The organism is Sphingomonas sp. SAFR-052, assembly GCF_051965015.1.
In the GTDB taxonomy this organism is placed as follows: domain Bacteria; phylum Pseudomonadota; class Alphaproteobacteria; order Sphingomonadales; family Sphingomonadaceae; genus Sphingomonas.
The window spans coordinates 65,609-84,212 of the sequence record NZ_JBQCMO010000007.1 but is presented as its reverse complement, the minus strand read 5'-3'; the positions used below and the strand labels follow the sequence as shown (position 1 = coordinate 84,212).

At 63.3% G+C, this 18,604-nt stretch carries 28 protein-coding genes; 16 read left to right on the top strand and 12 right to left on the bottom strand.

Features of this window, described 5'->3' with window-relative positions; all coding sequences use genetic code 11:
• Window position 1 precedes the first annotated feature (1 nt).
• From ACTHQV_RS13350 to ACTHQV_RS13275, 16 genes are all read left to right on the top strand, one after another.
• On the top strand, window positions 2-2,008 hold the full coding sequence (locus ACTHQV_RS13350; protein WP_440490919.1) for an AAA family ATPase: 2,007 nt from the start codon (window positions 2-4) through the stop codon (window positions 2,006-2,008).
• Between the two features lie 265 nt (window positions 2,009-2,273).
• A complete protein-coding gene (ssb, locus tag ACTHQV_RS13345) occupies window positions 2,274-2,756 on the top strand; it encodes a single-stranded DNA-binding protein (protein ID WP_440490917.1) in 483 nt (160 codons plus the stop codon).
• Window positions 2,756-2,908 (top strand): hypothetical protein, encoded by a 153-nt coding sequence (locus ACTHQV_RS13340; protein WP_440490915.1) that lies wholly within the window; start codon window positions 2,756-2,758, stop codon window positions 2,906-2,908. Before ssb ends, ACTHQV_RS13340 begins: the two co-directional genes overlap by 1 nt.
• Window positions 2,908-3,393, top strand: a complete 486-nt coding sequence (locus ACTHQV_RS13335) for an HNH endonuclease (RefSeq protein WP_440490914.1) — start codon at window positions 2,908-2,910, stop codon at window positions 3,391-3,393. Before ACTHQV_RS13340 ends, ACTHQV_RS13335 begins: the two co-directional genes overlap by 1 nt.
• Window positions 3,394-3,480: 87 nt before the next feature.
• On the top strand, window positions 3,481-3,879 hold the full coding sequence (locus ACTHQV_RS13330; protein WP_440490913.1) for a terminase large subunit: 399 nt from the start codon (window positions 3,481-3,483) through the stop codon (window positions 3,877-3,879).
• A gap of 54 nt (window positions 3,880-3,933) precedes the next feature.
• A complete protein-coding gene (locus ACTHQV_RS13325; RefSeq protein ID WP_440490912.1) occupies window positions 3,934-4,785 on the top strand; it encodes a portal protein in 852 nt (283 codons plus the stop codon).
• Window positions 4,782-7,250 carry a hypothetical protein gene (locus ACTHQV_RS13320; protein ID WP_440490911.1) on the top strand — a complete coding sequence of 823 codons (2,469 nt, stop codon included), beginning with the start codon at window positions 4,782-4,784 and terminating at the stop codon, window positions 7,248-7,250. Before ACTHQV_RS13325 ends, ACTHQV_RS13320 begins: the two co-directional genes overlap by 4 nt.
• A gap of 24 nt (window positions 7,251-7,274) precedes the next feature.
• A complete protein-coding gene (locus tag ACTHQV_RS13315) occupies window positions 7,275-7,874 on the top strand; it encodes a hypothetical protein (RefSeq protein ID WP_440490910.1) in 600 nt (199 codons plus the stop codon).
• Complete coding sequence (locus ACTHQV_RS13310) at window positions 7,867-8,328, top strand: hypothetical protein (protein WP_440490909.1); 462 nt, start codon at window positions 7,867-7,869, stop codon at window positions 8,326-8,328. Before ACTHQV_RS13315 ends, ACTHQV_RS13310 begins: the two co-directional genes overlap by 8 nt.
• On the top strand, window positions 8,309-10,444 hold the full coding sequence (locus ACTHQV_RS13305; RefSeq protein WP_440490907.1) for a hypothetical protein: 2,136 nt from the start codon (window positions 8,309-8,311) through the stop codon (window positions 10,442-10,444). The genes ACTHQV_RS13310 and ACTHQV_RS13305 overlap by 20 nt, the downstream gene beginning before the upstream one ends.
• 7 nt (window positions 10,445-10,451) lie before the next feature.
• Complete coding sequence (locus ACTHQV_RS13300; protein WP_440490906.1) at window positions 10,452-10,592, top strand: hypothetical protein; 141 nt, start codon at window positions 10,452-10,454, stop codon at window positions 10,590-10,592.
• Window positions 10,589-11,044 carry a hypothetical protein gene (locus tag ACTHQV_RS13295; protein WP_440490905.1) on the top strand — a complete coding sequence of 152 codons (456 nt, stop codon included), beginning with the start codon at window positions 10,589-10,591 and terminating at the stop codon, window positions 11,042-11,044. Before ACTHQV_RS13300 ends, ACTHQV_RS13295 begins: the two co-directional genes overlap by 4 nt.
• Window positions 11,041-11,649, top strand: a complete 609-nt coding sequence (locus ACTHQV_RS13290) for a putative peptidoglycan-binding domain-containing protein (RefSeq protein ID WP_440490904.1) — start codon at window positions 11,041-11,043, stop codon at window positions 11,647-11,649. Before ACTHQV_RS13295 ends, ACTHQV_RS13290 begins: the two co-directional genes overlap by 4 nt.
• Window positions 11,646-11,870: a hypothetical protein gene (locus ACTHQV_RS13285; RefSeq protein WP_440490903.1), complete on the top strand. Its 225-nt coding sequence runs from the start codon at window positions 11,646-11,648 to the stop codon at window positions 11,868-11,870. Before ACTHQV_RS13290 ends, ACTHQV_RS13285 begins: the two co-directional genes overlap by 4 nt.
• Entirely contained in the window at window positions 11,867-12,067 is a 201-nt protein-coding gene (locus ACTHQV_RS13280) for a hypothetical protein (protein ID WP_440490902.1), read from the top strand. The genes ACTHQV_RS13285 and ACTHQV_RS13280 overlap by 4 nt, the downstream gene beginning before the upstream one ends.
• A 101-nt stretch (window positions 12,068-12,168) precedes the next feature.
• Entirely contained in the window at window positions 12,169-12,435 is a 267-nt protein-coding gene (locus tag ACTHQV_RS13275; protein ID WP_440490901.1) for a hypothetical protein, read from the top strand.
• 85 nt (window positions 12,436-12,520) lie between these two features.
• On the opposite strand, the gene ACTHQV_RS13270 is transcribed toward ACTHQV_RS13275, so the two are convergent.
• The 12 genes from ACTHQV_RS13270 to ACTHQV_RS13215 form a co-directional block, all read right to left on the bottom strand.
• The gene (locus ACTHQV_RS13270) at window positions 12,521-12,829 is read right to left on the bottom strand and encodes a hypothetical protein (RefSeq protein WP_440490899.1); all 309 of its coding nucleotides are present in this window, start codon (window positions 12,827-12,829) and stop codon (window positions 12,521-12,523) included.
• Entirely contained in the window at window positions 12,826-13,014 is a 189-nt protein-coding gene (locus tag ACTHQV_RS13265; RefSeq protein ID WP_440490898.1) for a hypothetical protein, read from the bottom strand. The genes ACTHQV_RS13270 and ACTHQV_RS13265 overlap by 4 nt, the downstream gene beginning before the upstream one ends.
• 142 nt (window positions 13,015-13,156) lie before the next feature.
• Window positions 13,157-13,408, bottom strand: coding sequence for a hypothetical protein (locus ACTHQV_RS13260; protein ID WP_440490897.1), 252 nt, complete (start codon window positions 13,406-13,408; stop codon window positions 13,157-13,159).
• A gap of 35 nt (window positions 13,409-13,443) precedes the next feature.
• Entirely contained in the window at window positions 13,444-13,722 is a 279-nt protein-coding gene (locus tag ACTHQV_RS13255) for a hypothetical protein (protein WP_440490895.1), read from the bottom strand.
• A complete protein-coding gene (locus ACTHQV_RS13250; protein WP_440490894.1) occupies window positions 13,722-14,147 on the bottom strand; it encodes a hypothetical protein in 426 nt (141 codons plus the stop codon). The genes ACTHQV_RS13255 and ACTHQV_RS13250 overlap by 1 nt, the downstream gene beginning before the upstream one ends.
• Before the next feature lie 9 nt (window positions 14,148-14,156).
• Window positions 14,157-14,738: a hypothetical protein gene (locus ACTHQV_RS13245; protein ID WP_440490893.1), complete on the bottom strand. Its 582-nt coding sequence runs from the start codon at window positions 14,736-14,738 to the stop codon at window positions 14,157-14,159.
• Complete coding sequence (locus ACTHQV_RS13240; RefSeq protein WP_440490892.1) at window positions 14,735-15,082, bottom strand: hypothetical protein; 348 nt, start codon at window positions 15,080-15,082, stop codon at window positions 14,735-14,737. Before ACTHQV_RS13240 ends, ACTHQV_RS13245 begins: the two co-directional genes overlap by 4 nt.
• A complete protein-coding gene (locus tag ACTHQV_RS13235) occupies window positions 15,079-15,315 on the bottom strand; it encodes a hypothetical protein (protein ID WP_440490890.1) in 237 nt (78 codons plus the stop codon). Before ACTHQV_RS13235 ends, ACTHQV_RS13240 begins: the two co-directional genes overlap by 4 nt.
• 1 nt (window position 15,316) lies before the next feature.
• Complete coding sequence (locus ACTHQV_RS13230; RefSeq protein ID WP_440490889.1) at window positions 15,317-15,625, bottom strand: hypothetical protein; 309 nt, start codon at window positions 15,623-15,625, stop codon at window positions 15,317-15,319.
• Complete coding sequence (locus tag ACTHQV_RS13225) at window positions 15,622-15,834, bottom strand: hypothetical protein (protein WP_440490887.1); 213 nt, start codon at window positions 15,832-15,834, stop codon at window positions 15,622-15,624. The genes ACTHQV_RS13230 and ACTHQV_RS13225 overlap by 4 nt, the downstream gene beginning before the upstream one ends.
• Window positions 15,831-16,481 (bottom strand): GIY-YIG nuclease family protein, encoded by a 651-nt coding sequence (locus ACTHQV_RS13220; protein WP_440490885.1) that lies wholly within the window; start codon window positions 16,479-16,481, stop codon window positions 15,831-15,833. The genes ACTHQV_RS13225 and ACTHQV_RS13220 overlap by 4 nt, the downstream gene beginning before the upstream one ends.
• A 171-nt stretch (window positions 16,482-16,652) precedes the next feature.
• Window positions 16,653-18,521, bottom strand: a complete 1,869-nt coding sequence (locus tag ACTHQV_RS13215; protein WP_440490884.1) for an acyltransferase family protein — start codon at window positions 18,519-18,521, stop codon at window positions 16,653-16,655.
• Window positions 18,522-18,604: the final 83 nt, after the last annotated feature.

Sequence of the window (18,604 nt, the reverse complement as noted above, 5' to 3'; positions counted from 1 at the left end):
CATGGCGATAGATTTCGATGCGATCCGCCGCGACTATCCGCTGGAAACGGTGGTCGCCAAGGTTGTGCAATTGCGTCGGTCGGGCGCGAACAAGGTGGCGTGCTGCCCGTTCCACGCGGACAAGACGCCTTCGCTGGTTCTGTACAAGGATCAGACCTACCATTGCTTCGGATGCAGCGCGCACGGCGACGTGCTTGACTTCGTGGCCGGCACCCAACGCACCAGCATTTCGTGCGCGATCCGTTATCTGACCGGTGGCAATGCCCCGGTGCTCGACGAGATCGACCAGCAACGCCGGGCGCAGGAGATGCGTCAGCGCGAAGCCGCCCAGGCCAAGCACGCGCAGGACGCGGTGCAGGGTGCCCGCAGCCGCTGGCAGCGTGCCTTGCCCGTCGACGGCACCGAGAACGGCTATCTGACGCGCAAGAACGTCGCGCCCTATGGCTGCCGTCGTGAAGGCGACAATCTTCTGGTCCCGATCTTCGACGAACAGGGGTTGATCGCTTCCGTTCAGTCGATCCCGCCAGAGGCTGGCGGCAAGAAGCTGTTCCATGCCGGCGCTCCGGTAAAGGGTGGCACCTTCACGATCGGCGATGCCAAGGACGGCCCGATCGTCATCGCCGAAGGCTTCGCGACAGGTGCTACCGTGCAAATGGCAACCGGGCATCTGGTCGTCATCGGGTTCAGCAAGGGTGCGCTCGTTCGTACCGCCGAACTGGCGGCGAAGCGCTATCCGGGGCGCGCGATCATCATTGCAGCCGATGTGAACGGGGTGGACGAGGCACAGGCCGCTTCCGATGCCGTGGGCGGGCGCGTCGCGCTGCCGGATCTGCAAGGTGCGGACGGCACCGACTTCAACGATCAAGCCGGCCATTACGGGTTGGACGACGTGGCGGCGGTGTTTGTCGATCGCGCGCCATTGCCGCTTGCCGTCCTTTCGCCGGCGGACTGGCAGGGCATTAAGCCGCCTGTCCGTGAGTGGAAGGTGGAGGGGCTGGTCCCGAACCATCAAGCCACGCTGCTGACCGGCGCAGGGGCCGCAGGGAAGTCGCTTCTGTCGCAGCTGCTATGCACTTGTGCTGGTATGGGCATGCCGTTCCTTGGCGTGAACGTCGATCGCTGCCCAACCCTTTACATCACCTGCGAGGACGACAACGATGAGTTGCATCGTCGTCAGCAAGCGATCTGCGACGGCCTCGAAATGCCGTTGGGCGCTACCCGGGGCCACGTCCATCTGCTCAGCCTCTACGGCGAGATGGGCAACGAGCTTTGCACATTCGACGACAAGCGCACGCTGGTGACGGCGAAGCGCTATCGAGAAATCGTTCAGACCGCCCAGGCATTGGGCGTCCGTCTGATCGTGCTGGATAACACCAGCCACATGTTCACCGGCAACGAGAACGCCCGTTCCGAGGTCGCCGCCTTCGTCAATCTCGCCAACGCCATGGCGCGCGATATCGACGGTGCGGTCATTCTCGTGGGCTTCCCGAACAAAGCCGGCGACTCCTACTCGGGTTCGACCGCGTGGGAAAATCAGGTGCGATCGCGCCTGTTCCTTGAAACCCCGAAGAACGAAGACGGTATCGTTATCGACCCCGACTATCGTGTGCTTCGCAACGAGAAAGCCAACTACGCCCGCAAGGGATCGGAGATCGGCTTCATGTGGCAAAACGGCACGTTCGTGCTCCCGCCAAAAGCGGAGGACGGCGCTCCCGCAGGTCCACAATTTACCGACGCCCATGCTTGGGCAGCGCTCCAGGAGATCGACGCACGGTGGCGGGCAAGCAACCCGTTCAGTGCCGCGTATAACTCGCCCGAGCGCTACCTCGGCAACTGGCTGCAATACCGTTTCAAACTGTCGGGCAAGGCCGCATCCGCGCAGATCAAGCGCTGGGGCGCGGCCGGAATTATCCAGACCGAGACGTACGATACGCGCAACGGAAAGCAGGGTCTTCGGGTCGTAAACTGGCCGGATCGCCCTTGCGGAAGTGCGGGAGAAGGCCTTTGAGCACTTCCGCAAAATCGCGCTATGTCATTGAAATTGCTTGCGGAAGTGCTCGCGGAAGTGATTTGCGGAAGTGCTGCGGAAGTGATTTTTGCGAAACAGCTAAACCATTGAAAAACCTTGCGGAAGTGCATGCGGAAGTGCGCGGAAGTGCTGCGGGGGTGTGTGTAGGTACTACGTACCATACCGGGGGCCGCCTTACGGCTGCCTCCCCCGGTAGGTCCGAGTACCGTTCTGCACCCGCGCTCAACCAGATTGGAGATTGAGTGTGGCGGGATCGATGAACCGGGTGACGTTGGTCGGCAACGTGGGGAAGGACCCCGAAAGCCGCAGCTTCGGCAATGGCGGCAAGGTCGTGAACCTTTCCATCGCCACGTCAGAAAGCTGGAAGGACAAGCAGTCCGGCGAGCGCAAGGAAAAGACCGAATGGCACACGGTGGCTGTGTTCACCGAGGGGCTAGTCGGTATCGTCGAGCGGTACGTGTCGAAGGGTTCGAAACTGCTGATCGAAGGCAAGCTGCAAACCCGCAAGTGGCAGGACCAGCAGGGCAACGATCGGTACTCGACCGAAGTCGTGTTGCAGGGACCGGATGCCCGGATCCTGCTGCTGGATGGCGGCAAGGGCAGCGATACCGGTCAGCAGCGTGGCTCAACGCAGCGTGACGCCGGCACTCGCCAGTCGTCGCCCAAATCCAATCAGGGCGGCGGGTTCAACTACGGTGATGACTTGAACGACGAGGTCCCGTTCTGATGGCACGCGCGCCGCTGACCGATTTCCTCATCGCGTTGATGAAGACGCCGCCAGCGGCGCTCGCCAAGGCCGATCCTGAGAAGCTGGCTGCCAAATATTCGATCCGGGCCGATTGGGCGCGGGATTACATCAACATGCGGAAAGGACTGTGATGTTCTCGGAAAAGCGACAGGCGTTGTTTTGGGAGAAGGTCGATCGGCGTGGTCCGGATGATTGCTGGATGTGGACTGCGTTCCGGAACTCGCAAGGTTATGGCCGCTTCTGGGCGCTTGGTCAGAACATCCAAGCGCATCGCTACAGCTTGGCGTTGAAGCTCGGGCGCACCATCCCACACCCGATGATGGCCTGCCATACCTGCGACAATCCTGGATGCGTAAATCCCAACCACCTCTGGGAGGGTACGCGATCTGAGAATGTACGTGACGCGATGCAGAAGGGGCGGATGGTTCCCGTGCCGCCAACGCCTGACACCTACGCTCGCGGTGTCCGCCACCACAGCGCAAAGCTCAACCCGGATATCGTTCGCATCATCCGGTCATCTACCGAAAGCGGGCCGATTTTGGCGAAGCGCTACGGAGTGACCAGGGAACTGATCAGCAGCGTCCGACGCCGGGAAATTTGGAAGGAAGTCGCATGACCGCCCGCGGCTACATCGACATGGCGAGGGGGTGGTGATGACCTCCACACGATTTTTGCGAAAGGGGTAGGCGTCGAGATCGTCAACTTGCCCAACCTGTTCATGACCATCCCCGATGCCGAGAAATGGTGGCTGACGGCGGACAGCGCCCGGCCTGAGACGATCAGCCATCTGCGAGGGCATGGCTTCCCGCGCATCCGGCCAGCTGCGAAGGGCGCGCGTTCGGTCGAGGAAGGCGTCGAATGGCTCAAGAGCTACGACATCGTGGTCCATCCGCGCTGCCAGCACCTGATCGATGAGTTGACCCATTACAGCTACAAGACCGATAGCCTGACGGGTCAGGTGCTGCCGATCCTCGAAGACAAGAACAACCACATGATCGACGCGCTGCGCTATGCCTGCGAAGGTGCCAGGCGGGCGCTCTCGGCCAAGCCAGCGGTGACCAGCATCGCTATCCCCTCCATGGCGACCGCATGGCGACGCTAGGCACCGCAACCCCCTAACAGCGTACCGCATCCGTAATCGCTACCGTGCGCCGCGATGGACACGGATACGGCGCTGGATCAGGACGCTGCACCCGCCAGCGACAAGCTGCGCGAGGTCCATAGCCGTGCCATCGCCCGGTTCGACGATACGGTCCTGCCGCAGCTTGAGATGCGCGCTGAAGCATTGATGGCCCGTCGCTTCGTCAGCATCCCCGGCGCGATGTGGGAAGGGCCGTGGGGCGAGCAGTTCGAGAACAGCATCAAGGTCGAGATTCCGAAGGTCAAGAATGGCATTCGCAAGATCGAGAACGACTATCGCCAAAACCGCATCGTGCCCGATTTCCGGCCGAGCGGTGGCGCCAGCGATCAGGACACCGGCGGTGGTAAGGCCATGCGCCAAGGCGACGCTGACAAGCTCGAAAAGCAGGTCAGCACCGTTACCGCGCTGCGCTCGGCGCTGTCCGGGTTCAAGGACGACTTCGGCGGCAATACGCTGACCGGTGAGACGGAAAACTGGCTGCAAGTCCTGACCGGGCTGGGGACCACTGGACAGCGGGATTGGTGGTCGAACTTCCGCGCGACGGACAACCTGATCCGGAATGAGTTGTTTGGCGCGTCGCTAACTGACGGCGAGAAGAAGGCGTACGACGCGACAACCGTCACTCCCCGGATGGCGCCAAGCGAAATTCGTCGCAACCTTCAACGCCGTGTGAGGATCGCGGAAACCGCTTTAGCGCGTCGGGTCGCCCGGCTGAAAGCCGCTGGCTTCAATTCAGATGAGATCGACGCAGCAACCGGCGGCGTTGCTGCTGGCGGCATTGCGACCGTTCGGACCAAGCAGGAGGCAATGCGCCTGGCTCCGGGCACGTTGTACCGTGCACCCGATGGGAAGGTCCGCCGCCGATGAGTGATTGGCCCGGCACCGTCATTGACGACGAAGCGGTTTTCGCTGCCCCGAAAGCCAAGGATGCCGCGCCAGCGCGTGCGCAAACCGCCGATGTATTCCCCGGTGAAGAACTGCCTACCGACGATCCGCGTCTTGTCGACGGCGGGTATGAGACGATCGGCGGGTTCGCCGACGAGCTGCCGCGTGAAGCGGTCAGCCGCATGTCGCCCGAGGACGAGGCGAAGGTGCGCGAGATGCTTTTGAGCGGCGCGGATGCCAGCGCAGTTCGCGAATTCGTTGCGTCGAAGGGGTTCCAGATGAACAATCTGGATTCTGTCTTAGCGGCACGGGACCAGACCGGGCAGGTTAATAAAAACTCGGTCTATGAGCTGAAGCCGGTCGCCTTACCCGAGGAAGATGGCACGGGCGCCGCCCTTCGTGGCTTCGGTGATACCGTGACGTTCGGCACATTGCCGAAGCTTGGCGCATTGGCGGGAGCGACGGCGGACTGGCTGAGCAGCGATACCGCCTTTGCGGATGCTTTTGCCCGCCATCTCGACGAGAATAACGGCATCATACAGGGCGACGAACGCGATAGTCCGTACCTGCGTATGGGGGGGCAGCTAGCTGGCGGCCTTGTGTTGCCGGCGGGCATCGAGGGCGTTGGTTTCCGCGCGGGTCAGCAAGCGCTCCGCGCCGGCGCCACGATCGGCGAGGCGCGCGCCGCTGCATCGATTGCGGTTCGCAACCGCCTCGCTGGTGTAGGCGGCGGGTACGGCGTTGCCCACGGCGCCGGTTCGGCAGACTCTTTTGGCGAAGCCGCTACTGGCGCGCTGACGGAGGGCGCAGTCGGTGCAGCGGGTGGCTTTTTGGCTGGCGCTGCTGGTCAGGTGCTCGCACCTCGATCAGCGGCTCGCGCCGCTACCGCGCGCGCGGCACCAATCCCGGATTCGACAAAGTTCGCGCAAGCAGCAGAGCGGCAGGGTATCGAATATCTGCCCGCCGACGTGCAGGGCAACCAGGGCAAGCAGATCGCCGCACGCATGGCGTCTGGCATTGCAAACGTCACGCTCGGCGGCATCCCGTTGTCCGAAGCGGCGCAGCGTATCGTCGGCACCGCGAAGGCGGCTCGCGATCGGATTGCGCAGGCGGTCGGCGTGGTGACAGATGGTGCAGGCGTGGGGCAGGCGGTCCAGCGTGGCGCTCGCCAGTTCATGACGGAATCGGAACGGCGTGGCGCGGCGCTATACGACGCGATCCCGATCCCGCCGGAACAGGATGCGGTTCTCAGCAGCACCCGGTCGGCGCTCACGGAACTGACCGCAGGTATGAAAAGCAACCCGCAGCTTTCAAAGCTGGTGGCCGAGAACCCACGACTGAAGGCGATGCTTGATGCCCTTACGCCGAAGGAGAAGGTTCAGCCGGCGACGCCGGAACAGCCGGGTGGCATGGGCTTTGGTGTTGATATCGAACCGATCCCCGGCACTCCCGCTCGTTCGACGGGCGTCATGGAAGGCGGCAAACTGTCGTGGCAGGACCTGAAGCGGTTCCGCACGATCATCGGCGAAATTACCGGACAGCCCACGCTAAGCCCCAGCCTGAGCAACAAAGCGCTACGACGCCTGTATTCGGCATTGTCCGACGACATGCGAGCGACTGCGCAGAAGTCCGGCGACCGCGCTCTGACCGCGTTTGACCGGGCGAACCAGTATTGGCGCGGGCGGCAGGGGCGTATCGACAACGTGCTGTCCGATGTTCTGGGCGACGATCTCCAAAAGGGCGCGGAAAACGCGGCGAAGCAGATCAACACGTGGGCAACACGCACAACCGCCGACAGCAACCGCCTCGGTCGCTTGATCCGCAGTCTGCCCACGGACGAAGCCGACACAGTGCGTGCGTCCATCATCAGCCGGTTGGGACGCGCCTCGTCAGGTCGGCAGGATCAGGGCGGCGAGGTGTTTTCCCCAGCTGAGTTCGCGACGCAATGGGACAAGCTGGACCCGCGCGCTAAGAACATCCTGTTCCAGGGCGAGCACCGCAAGGCGCTGGACGACGTAGCTCGCGTGATGAGCGGTATGAAGGCGTCGTCGCAGTTCGCCAACTCGTCGAAAACGTCGATAGGCACAAATGCCATTGCGTTGATCACGTGGGCCTTTGCGAACCCGCTTGCCGCAGGCGTTGCGGCCGGAACGCAGATCGGCTTTGGCAAGGTCTTGTCTTCAACGCGCTTCGCGAAGTGGCTCGCCGCTGCGCCGAAGAAGCCCAACGGGGCGGCGTTCGTCGATCACGTCGGGCGACTGTCTGGCATCGCCAAGGCGGAGCCCGCGCTCGCCAACGACATATTTGGCCTTCAGGCACGCCTTGGAGAAGCGTTCAGCGCCAACGCACCGGCACGTCTCGCAGCGCAGGAAGGTGGTGATGAAGCCGCTGTAGCTAACGGGCAGGACGGACACCGCCAGACCCCACCGGAAGGCACGCAGCCATGATCGCATCCACGGAAGCTACCCGCCATGACTAGGCTTGCCAACCCCACGCCGCTGTTCCTCGACCGCCGCGGCACGCTGCTGGACGCTGGCCAGATCTATGTCGGCGTGGCTGGCTCCGATCCTGAACTGTCGCCGATCGCGGTGTTCTGGGACAAGGAGCGCACGATCGAGGCGTTGCAGCCGCTGCGCACGCTGGGCGGGGTGATCGTCAATGGTCGCTCGCCGGCTTTCGTCTACACCGCCGCTGCCGACTATTCGATGCGGGTCCGCGATGCCGACAGCAATGAGGTGTCGTACGTCCCATCCTCGGTCGATGCCGCGGGCGACGACTTGTACCAGCCCAAGGACAGCGATCTGACGGCGATTGCCGCGCTGACGACGACCGAGTTCGGGCGGCAGTTGCTGACGCTCGCGAACGCCGCGGCGCTTCGGGACGCGACCGGCATACCGAACAGCCTGCCAATCGCTGGCGGCACGATGACGGGCAACGTCGGGCGGCAGGGCGCCGGCACGCACCTCTATCACATGAACCCGGCCTACACCTCGGGCCGCGTTTTCGGGCCGGAATACACCACCGACCCGACGACGCAGCCGGGCGATATCTGGTTCAAGCCCAATGGCTGAGTTCCGCACCGCCTCTGGCCTGACCAGCGCCACGCCGTTCCTGCGCACCGCGTCGGGACTAGTGAAGGCGACGGCGATCTTCTTCGGTACTGCCGGCCCGGTCGAAGGTGGCGGAGGTGAGGCGCCGGACGTGACGGCAGCGGCCAACCCGGCATCGGTGTTCGGCACTGGCCGCTTCCCGACGATCACCACTGCCTCGACGACGGTCAGCGCATCGGGCGGTAAGGCGCCCTTCGCGTTCGCATGGGCTTTGGTTGACGCCATCGGGTCGTGGGAAGCCACAAGCCCGGCAGCAGCAACCACGGCGTTCCGCTGCACGACGGCGATCGAAGACGAGCCGCAGGACGCGACCTTCCGCTGCACCGTGACCGACGCGAACGGCAAGACCGCTACCGTCGATGTGACCGCGCAAGCCTACCGATATGGATCGAACGATGGCACCATTCAGCGATAGCGTCCGCGACCAGTACAATCGCCCGGTGCTGGGGGCGACGATCCACGTCTTCACGCAAGCGGGTGCGCTGGCGGCACTGTACACGGAGTCGGGTGGTTCGCTGGACAATCCGGTGCTGGTCGATGCGCTCGGCAATTACAGCTTCTACGCCGACGACGCCAAGTATCGCCGCGAGATCCGGCTTGGCTCGCTGCTGCTGGAAGCGTCGGACATCATCGTCGGCAGCCCGCCAGAGTTCCGGGGCGATCCCGGCGCGGCGGACAACACCTATTCCAGTTATGCCGACATGCAGGCGTCGGACCCGACGCGCCTTTCCGCCCGACTGGTCGGGGACACCGATAACCCGCCACACCCCGACGGCCCCTACAGCAACCCGACGCAGACGATCGGTGGCTGGGTGCCGCAGCCCGCGTCCGGTATCGTATTCGATGACCGCACCGTGGATTCCAAACTACGCGATGTGGCCATTACCCCCGACGACTTCCCGCTACTCGCCAACGACACGTTGCGCGTGCAGGCGGCACTCGACGCGCGCGGCCTGATCCAGCTGAACCGCGCGTACGAGATCATGGCCCCGCTGACCATTCGGGGCGGTACGCAGCTTGTCGGTAAGCCCGGCGCAAAACTCGTCTGGTCCGGCACCCCCGCCGACTGCATCTTGCAGGACAGTAGCGCGGCACAGAAGCGCGCGGGACAGACGCCCAGCGACATCAACCTGAACATCCTGCTGGAGAACTTCGAAGTCGTCGGCGGTGGCTTCACCAGCGGCGGCGCATATCAGGTCGGCATCGACTTCTACCGCACCGGAGCCGTGACGATCCGCGGTGTGACGGTGCACGGCATCGGCGGCTCGGGCATCCGCTGGGGCTTCAGCATGGCGGACACGATCGGCGTGCTGGTCGAGAACTGCCGCGTGTACGACTGCCGCTACGGCGATGCGATCCAGGGCGTCGGGCGCAACATCGTCGTGCGCAACAACACGGTCGGTGTCGAAGGCAGCACGAGCGGCAATTTCGGCGATACCGGCATCGCGTTGTTGCACGACTTCAGCAGCGTGACCAACCCGAACGTGGCCTATTCGAACGACGTGTCGATCGAGGGCAACACGATCATCGGCAATTACAACGACAGCGGCACCTATGTCGGGACCGGTCAGCAGATTCAGACGGGTATCGCGTTCGGCCCGTTCAAGATCGGTGCGCGGGCCAATATCCGCGTCGTCGGCAACGTCCTGTCGCGCTGCTACCTGAACCTCTGGGGCATCGTCATGGACGATGTGTTCGTGGCGCAGAATACGTTCGGTCCGCACGCAGCGACCGCGACCGGCAACGTTCGCATGGATGGCGTAACCAACCTTCGCATCGTCGACAATGCGATCGGACTGGCGTTCGCCGGCACGGGGCCGGACTATGCGGGCGTCCTGCTTGTCGCGCAGCGCAATACCTTCGGCGCGTCGGTGTTCGACGCCGATGTGAGCCGGTACGAGGTGTCGCGCAATACGATCACGGCCAGCGCTACAGTACAGGGCGTGCGGGCGACGTTCGAACAGGCCGCCAGCAGCCCGTCCTATGTGTCGCGACTGACGGACGGCAAGGTTGAGGACAACACGTTCAACGGGGTGACGACGCCGATCGCGCTGGCTCCGCAGACGGGCGCGACGGTGAATGTGTGCAGCTCGCTCGTCATGCGCGGCAACCGTCCAGACACGTCGGCTTCCTCGCTCGTCATGGTCGGTGGCAATGGCCCGCAGTACAACGCGGTGCGCCTGCTGGATAACCCGGCGCCCGCCAACGTGCCGCCATGGTCGGGCACCGGCGCGGGGCGGCTGATCGTCCAGCACAAGGCGTTCTCGTCGGTATCGGCCACCAGCGGGACCGCGACGCCGGTTCTGGTGCTGCCGTCACGCTCGGTGCGCGTCGACGTGCATGCCTATGTCGACAACGGTAACGCGGACTTCTCCGCCACTGCCACGATCGCCGTCAATAACGGGGTCGCGTCCTTCAAGCAGCAGGCGGATGGCGCAAAGCTGATGCTGACGCTCGATGGCTTGACGGTGCGCGCCACGCAGACCGCCGGCGGTACCGCACCGATCGACATTACCGCGACCTATTCGTGAGGACCGCATGAACCAGCGTTCGATGAATCTGGCACAGGAAGTGGTCGAGAAGACCACCGACGAAGCCGAGCGCGCCCGCATGGAGGCGCTGCTTGCCGAGACGCCCGAGCCGATCGGCCCGCCGCTCGTGATGCCTGAAGCGCCATGACCACTTTCGCCACCGCCATCACCGCCAGCTTCGAGCGCGCGCCTTGGGGCTGGGCGCTGGCTGGCTCCGTCATTCTCGCAATCATTAAAGGGTGGCCCGCGATCGTAGACGCAAGCCTGCGCGCGAAGATGGCGTTGGGGGACAGGCGCGTGTCGCGTATCGAGAAACTGGAAGCCAAGATCGACGAGCAAAGAGTGTCGTATGAAGCCGAGATCGGCATTCTGCGGCACGAACTGAACAACGTCACGACGGCCTTCGAAGCACTGTTGATGATGATTGAAGCTAAGCCCGAAGCGGCGGCGGAGCATGTCGCACGCATTCGGGCCATGCGGGCGCAGCAAAAAACGGACACGGCGGTGGAGAAGGCGACCATCCGCGCGGCACGGATCGTGGCCGCGTCGCCTAGCCCGGTCACGCCTGCCACGCCGGTCAAGGAGGGCGGGGAAGCATGATGGCGCCACACGAATTCGCGAAAGCCTTCATCCTACGCTGGGAGGACGGCGGCTCGACGGACCCAGCCAAGACGCATTCGCTGGACCGGATCGACACCGGCAATTGGGTCGGCGATCGACTGATCGGAAGCAATCACGGTGTGACCGCACCCGCACTGGCCGCGCATCGCCGTGTGCCGGTGTCCTCGATTACGCAGACCGTCATGCGTGCGCTGACGCTGGACGAGGCGGCGGATATCGCGCTGGGCCTGTATTACCGGCATCCCAAGCTAGACCTGCTGCCGTGGAACCGGGTGACGGCTTCGATCTTCGACATGGGCTGGGGCACTGGACCGAAGCAGGCGATCAAGCTGCTTCAGCGCATGGTCGGCACGGCTGACGACGGGATCATGGGGCCTGCGACGGCCGGAGCCTACAAGGCAATGATCGACCGCTACGGCGAGGCATTCGTGTCGGCGCTGTGGTGGATGCGGCGCAACGACTTCTACGACCAGATCATTAAGACCCGACCGGCGAACGCAAGGTACGAGCGCGGGTGGAAGAACCGCAGCCATTATTTCGTGCCGGGGGACGGTGAGGGCTGGTGGGAAAGGTTCGCGGCATGAACGCCCGCGAACAGCTCATCGCCTACCTCGCCACGCTGGGCGCGCTGGTCATCGTCTTCATCGCCGCACTTGTCGCTGCCGGCCGCGGCGTGACGGTCGGAGAAGCCTTCGGGCTGGGCACCATCACCGGTGGCCTGATCGGTCTGATGCGCATCCCGTCGTCGTCGCGGCCTGCCGGCACACCCAATGACCCTGTTTCTGTTGAGGACGCAAAGCCATGAAAATCAACGTCGGTAAAATCCTGAAGCCCGTCGTCCGTGCCGCCAAGGAGAACCCGGAAACGGCGCTGGCGATCGCAAGCCTGCTGGCACCGGGCCTGTTCCGCAAGCTGGCGCCGAAGGTCGTGCCGATCATCGTCGCGGCGGCGGGAAGAAATGACGGCAGGCACCCGGCCGGGGTGCGTCGGATGGTGACGTGATATTCTCGCCTGCCGTCTGCCCAATCCATGCGACCGGGTGCGGGGAGTATGCCTGATCGCGAATCGCTTGCCAACCCGTTCCCGATCCGTTCTCTGGCAGCATGTCCCGCCATGAACGAGTCGTCATTGAGCTTGCCGTAGCGATCCTGCGCAAAGGCGTGGAGGAATCAGGCAATGCGAAAGTCGACACGATCGCGGTCCGCCTGGCGCTTCGGTGCCTGCTGCCACACTGCCGCGAGACGTGGCCGCTGACGACGTATTGGGAATCTGCGGGCCAAGATAATGAGATAGGCCGGTCGCAGGGCGTCACCGCCGCGTTCAACGGGATTGTCCGGCAGTTGCGGCTTACCGGGGCTTGGCGTGATTAGGTCATCATCGCGATGACGATCGCTAGGCTGGCTAGGGCGAACACGACACCCGCCCAATACTGCCAGCTTGCGAGGATGGGTTTCATTAAGGCTTTCGGTCGAATAGTAACGCAGCGCGAGCAAGTCTGCGCCAGTATGCGCGGCTATCGGAATCGAATGCAGGATCATAGCCTGGGCCGGGTTCCGAGACTTTCTCCCAGCGTACGCCAGCAGCCACCGCAAGCTGCTCTGCCATGGCATCTAATTCGTCGCCCCTTGGAACTACAGAAAACTGCTCGCAGATCGCACGAGCAATTTGCTCTGCGTCGCCGAAATCTACAGGCGTAAGCTCATCACGGCGACACTCACTCAAGATAACTTCGGTCAGCGCCTCTACAGTAGTGGTGGGCGTCATGCCTCGATCCCCTTCACCTCGACAACCTTAGCCCCACGCTTAGCTGCTTCGATGATCATCATTACATCGTCCTTGGTCAGCGGCATGTCGCCGTCGATCTGCTCGCCGTCCGGGTAGGTGTCGATGAAGTCCTGTAGCCGCGCGATGGCGGTGTTCAGAGCGATTTCGGCGTTGGGGTCGGTCATGGGGTATAGGCCTTCTGCTCTTGCGGGCCTTGCTGTTGCCGCTGTCCGCATTTGATGCACACCCGCGTATGGCGGTAAGGCACTGTGGACGAACCGCGATGATACCGCCAGTCCGTCCAATCATGTAGACAGACGATGCCGCTCACCCCTCCACCTTCGCGGGCGGGGATTGCGCTTCCCGTTGCTGCTCAATTTTGCTCCATTCTCGCATTTGCCGAACCATCCGCTTATGGACAGCCTTGTACCGTTTGCGATCTTCCGCCGTCACCGCCACTGCTGATACCGCGAGCATGGCATCGGCGGCGGCTTTCATTGCCTCCTGCGATTTACGGAAGTCATCAAGAAACCGGTAAGCAGTGGGGTGGCTGTCGCCGACGTTGCAGACAATACACATGATCTATTCCTTCGCGGGCGGGGATTGCAGGATCATCATCCATATTGCCGGTGATGCATTGCGCCACTGTGTATATCGGCGATCGAAGCCCAATGAGTTGGCGCTTTGTATTCCTCCCACTGATCGTCATAGAAATACACAGCCCAATAGCCCGGTTCACCGTCGTACGGACAGATGTTCCATGCTCCGATGACTGGCCGTGTTACCGTTGATTCCAAGTGCTCGTGATCTTCGAACCGTTCACGTGTCCGCCCACCAAACAGCATCACCCACGTCCCGTCTTTCGGCGCGGTTTCGATCGGTTGCAGTTCCATTATTCCGCCACCTTCGCGGGCCATGACGTTCCGGCAATTATTTTGAGAATATCGTCTTCGGTTGGCAGGCGAGGTGGATTGTCCACGTCTAACAGCCACATCGACGGAAAGCCTCTATCCTTATACCACGTCATCCAAAAGGTAGACGGATTGAACCCGTCACAGTCATATTCGAAACATGGGTTATCACTGATATCGATAACGACGATGTAATAGTCACCGTCCCTGAAAGTCTTAATATCGGGGTGATCTGTTCTTCCGTAATCGTCCTGTGCGTCCTCTACTGCCTCGCGCAACATTTCCAAGGTTGCGCATCCTCGACCGGGCGGTGTGAACGGTTTACCATCTGGAAACGCGCAAGCGGCATTGGGCCAGCGCAGTTCCGTCGCTGGTATGGCAGCACATGCTTTGCATACTTTGGTCATGTCGCTTCCTTACACCTTCGCGGGCGGGGATTGCAGGGCGGCATCCTCGACATAGCCCCATTCCCGCAGGCACGTCAGGATCGTTTCAGGCTCGAACCCGACCAGTTCGCGCGCTTCCTCTTCGGTCAGACGGCGCGACCGGCTTTGCTCCCCCACCGCTGCGCGCGGGCGGGCGAGGGCTGCTTCTGGCTCTGCATGGACCGGCCCGTAGGTCCCAGCGCCACGCTCTGCGGCTTTAGGTGCCACAAGATCAACAAACTCTCGCATTTTTTCGCGATAGCCTTCCGGCTCGGAAGCCGCCTTGTTGCGGTCGTGCTGTGGCGTTAGCGATTCACGCACAATTTCGAACGCCAAATTGCGAATAGGTGCCTCCATCCCATCCCCGGCAGGCGCGGAGGCGAGGGCGGCAAGGCGGTGGCGGGCGAACCAAAGCACGTTCCGCGTCTGATCCCATTCGCCAGCCCGGATGCGGGCTGCGTCACCCTCGTTGATACGTCCGACCATCAATTCAAAATCGGCGCAACCGTCCCGGTCGCATTGCTCCACCGTCACCGGCGCGTCGTTCGTGGGGGTCATGCGGGGGGCGGTCATGCCTCCACCTCCTCATAAGTAGCTGCGAAGATGTCCGGCTTGCACGGGTAACGCTCACCCTTCACGCCGGTAATGATAAAATCGCCGGGGCAAACAATGTGCCCGCCTTCCAGCGTGTCGATCCAACCATGGTTGTGCATGGTCGTACCGCAATGATCGCACGGCTTTTCGCCCGATACGTCGGGGTGCCGGAAGTAACGAACGACCTCGCCTTCGCGAATAACCTGCGGCCTCTGACCGTTCGGGTAATCGAACATCTCAGTTGCGTTGTCGTGCGGATGGTCGCCGTTCTTATGCCACTGCGACGCTTCAACAACGACTGGCTTCTTACGAAACTTGCTCACTTCGCATTCTCCTGTTTCAGGTGCTGGGCGACGCGGAGGCCGAGGTCGGTGAGGCGGTAATGGCTGCCGAACACGGGGTGATGGATGCTTCCCCGCTCGATTAAGCCGGGGCATCCGCAGTCAGCGCCGTATCCGCCCATGCGCCACTCCCCGGGTACATATCTGGCTAGGTGCCCGCGCTGCTGGTCCGTCAGCCCGGCCGCAATCGCCGCGACCTCTGCGTCAGTCTGCATGTCAGCGTTCTCCGAGGGCTTGGAGGGCGGCGCGGATTTGACGAGCGGCTTGCTCGATCTGTTCGATCGTGCCGTTGAGGCTGGAATGATGCAGCACCATCTCGATAGCGTGATCCACCCGATCCACGTCCGCATCCCGGCCTTCGATCGGCGGGGTGGGGGTGGGAACAGCGGAGAGCATTGCGGACCAGATAACGCCGACATCGACATTATAGCTGTGCGCCGGCAACGCCCAGATACCGTCATCTCGCATCGCCTCTGTCGGCTCGATGGGCACCAGCACCCAGCCCGCAGGCACACCCCCGCTCATGCCGAGGGGCCTGATAGGCGGTAGGCGATGATGCGCCAGAAGGTCGTTCCGCCGCGCCACCAATTGAGGCTTTCGAACCACGACGCGGGTTCTCTACCCGGCCGATTACGAACTTCGCCGTCTCGATGTTGTAGCTGGATCTCGACCAGCACGTCGCCAGCAACGGGCATCTGCCCGCCGTCATGCTCAATCCACGCATTCTCGCTCATGCTGCGGCTCCTTCGGTGAGGGTGGTGATCTCCGCTTCAATCTCGGGCGCAGGCGAGAACCATTCGCCATGCAGGCGGTGGGCGGCGAACCTTTCATGGTACGCGCCTTCTTCCATCGCTGCGCAGCGCTTGATGCAGGCGATCGACAGCTTGTACGGCGAACTGGTTTGCAGCCCTTTCAGCCGTTTACGGACATCGTTGGAAACGCCGATCTTGATCGGGCCAGCCTCGCTGCGGATGAAATAGAGGTCGGCGGAGAACGATGACTCTTCTATCTCCGGGGCAGCCGCCTGCGCCTTTTCAGCCTGCCGCTCTTCCCAAACCTCACGCATTACATCAGGTCTTATTCCTTCGCCCGCCCATGGCGGCCTAGGTTGACCCGGCACGTTCTGAAACCAGCGCGCCACCTTGTATGGTGTATTCGGGATCATGCCGGGATGTTTGGGCCACCCTTCCGGGGTCACCAAATCCTCGACATGGTGCCGCAGGCACAGCGGCACGCAATCGATGTTGCCGGTATCGTCACGGCACCAAACATCGACCCACCCGCCCCAATCGGATTGAGGCGGAAAGTCAGGCCAATTGGCGTCCGCACCGCTCGCGACAGTGGTCCGCGTCTGGTCAGCAGAGTCTTGAGAAGTTCTCATATGTTGCCGCTCCGTTCTTTCGGAAATGCGGCGTTACGAGAGGGCGTTTTGGGACGTTAGCTCGGTGTAAACGAGATGCTCTACCAACTGAGCTAAGCGCCCCCGATCGGGGAGCGGCTGGCATACCGTGGTTTCGGCCAAGTGCAACAGGGTTTTCGTGTGCCTGCTCGGTCAGCGGGTGGCGAAGGGCAGTTGGGGCCGCATGCGTTCGATCATCAGCCGCGATCCGCGCGCGGTCAGATGGCCATAGTCGAACTGGATCGGATTGCCGTCATCGGTCCACAAGGTGCAGCGATCCGCCGGGCACAGCGCCCGATAGGTCGAGACATAGGTCGCGCCGGTCGCCGGCACGCGCACGGCCAACACCGTGTCCAGTCGCCGGCGCGCGGCGACGCGGTGGCGGTCGACGATCGCGGGATCGCGGCGGTACAGCGCCTCGGCCAGGATGCGGGGCAGGGCGCGGTCATATTCGGCGATCGGGCCGAAGACGACGACATGGTCGGTATGACGTCGCAGCAGCGCGATCTGCCGTTGCAGCGCCGGCCAATCGTCGTCGCGCCACAGCGCCGACAGGATCACCGTGTCGACGCGGTGCCTCGGCAGGAAATCGTCGGTCACATAGCGCATCAGCGCGGTGCAGCGCGCCTCGCCCACCGGATCGGCGACCGGACGGCAGCCCGAGGCATTGGCCTGTAGCACGTTGATGCCGGGCAGGGCGGCAAGGCCGCGATAGAAATGCGCGGCATGGCTGTCGCCGAGCAGCAGGACGTTGGGCCTGTCCGGCGACAGGCGCAGGCAGCGGGCTTGGTCGAACGTGCCGAAGCTGTCATGCGTCGTCAGGAAACACTGGCCGGCGCGCGAATTAGGCGCGGCGCGGTAGCGGACGAACTGCCCGACCCGTTCGATCTGCGCCGGCACCTGCCAATAGGCGCGCGCGGCGAACGGGATCGCGAGGACGAACGCCAGCGTCGCCAGCATCGCCCCGACCCCGATCAGGACGGCGCGGCGGGGCGGGATCGCCGGATCGCGCCGGCGGAAAGGCTGTTCGATCCACCGCCATGAGATCGCCGCGACCAGCAGTGACAGCAGCAGGAACGCCGCCGATCCGGTCAGCGACTTGATCTCGCGCACCTGCCCGCCCAGCACCCAGAGCGGCCAGTGCCAGAGGTAGAGTGAATAGGAAATCCGCCCGACGAACCGCGCCGGCGCCAGTCCGAGCACCCGCCCGACCATCGTCGGCCCGGCGATACCCGACCAGATCAGACAGGCCGCACCCAGACAGGCCGGGGCGGCGGCCAGCCCCGGAAAGACGCTGTCGCCGGTCAGCAGCAGGGCGCTGCCGCCGATCAGCACCACCCCGACCAGCGCGACCAGTTCCGCGACGCCGCGATGCCGCACCGCCGGCACCATGCCGAGCGCCAGCGCCGCGCCGATCATCAGTTCCCATGCACGATACTGGACGAGGTAGAAGGCGGCGGACGCATCGTCGGTGACCCGCCACTGCGCCAATGCCAGCGACGCGACCAGCACCACCGCGATCAGCGGCTTCAAGCCGGCACGGAACCGGCGATCGGCGAGCGCCAGCAGCGGCGGGAAGACGAGATAATATTGCTCCTCGACCGAGATCGACCAAGTATGAAGCAGCGCGTTAAAGCGTGATGCCGAGTCGAAATAATCGGTGCCGAGGTAGAAATAGACGTTCGAGACGAACAGGATCGACGCGGTCGCGTTCTTCGCCTGCTGCGCGGTCTCGGCCGGAAACAGCAGCACGAACGACGCCAGCAGCACCGCGACATAGACGGCGATCAGCGCGGGGAAGATGCGCCGGACCCGCCGTTCGTAAAATTGCCAGAGCGAGAAGTGCCCGGCCTGCACCTCGCCGTGCACGATGCCGGTGATGAGATAGCCCGAAATGACGAAGAAGATATCGACCCCGACGAACCCGCCGGGGACGAATTTCGCAAAGCCGCAGTGGAAGGCGACGACCAGCAGCGCGGCGACCGCGCGCAGCCCGTCGATGTCGTCGCGATACCGGATCATCCGGTGCGGCTAGCACGCATCCGGCATCGCCGCATCCCGGCACAATGCGGGGCGGTTGACATGAACCGTCCCGCGTTGCGACC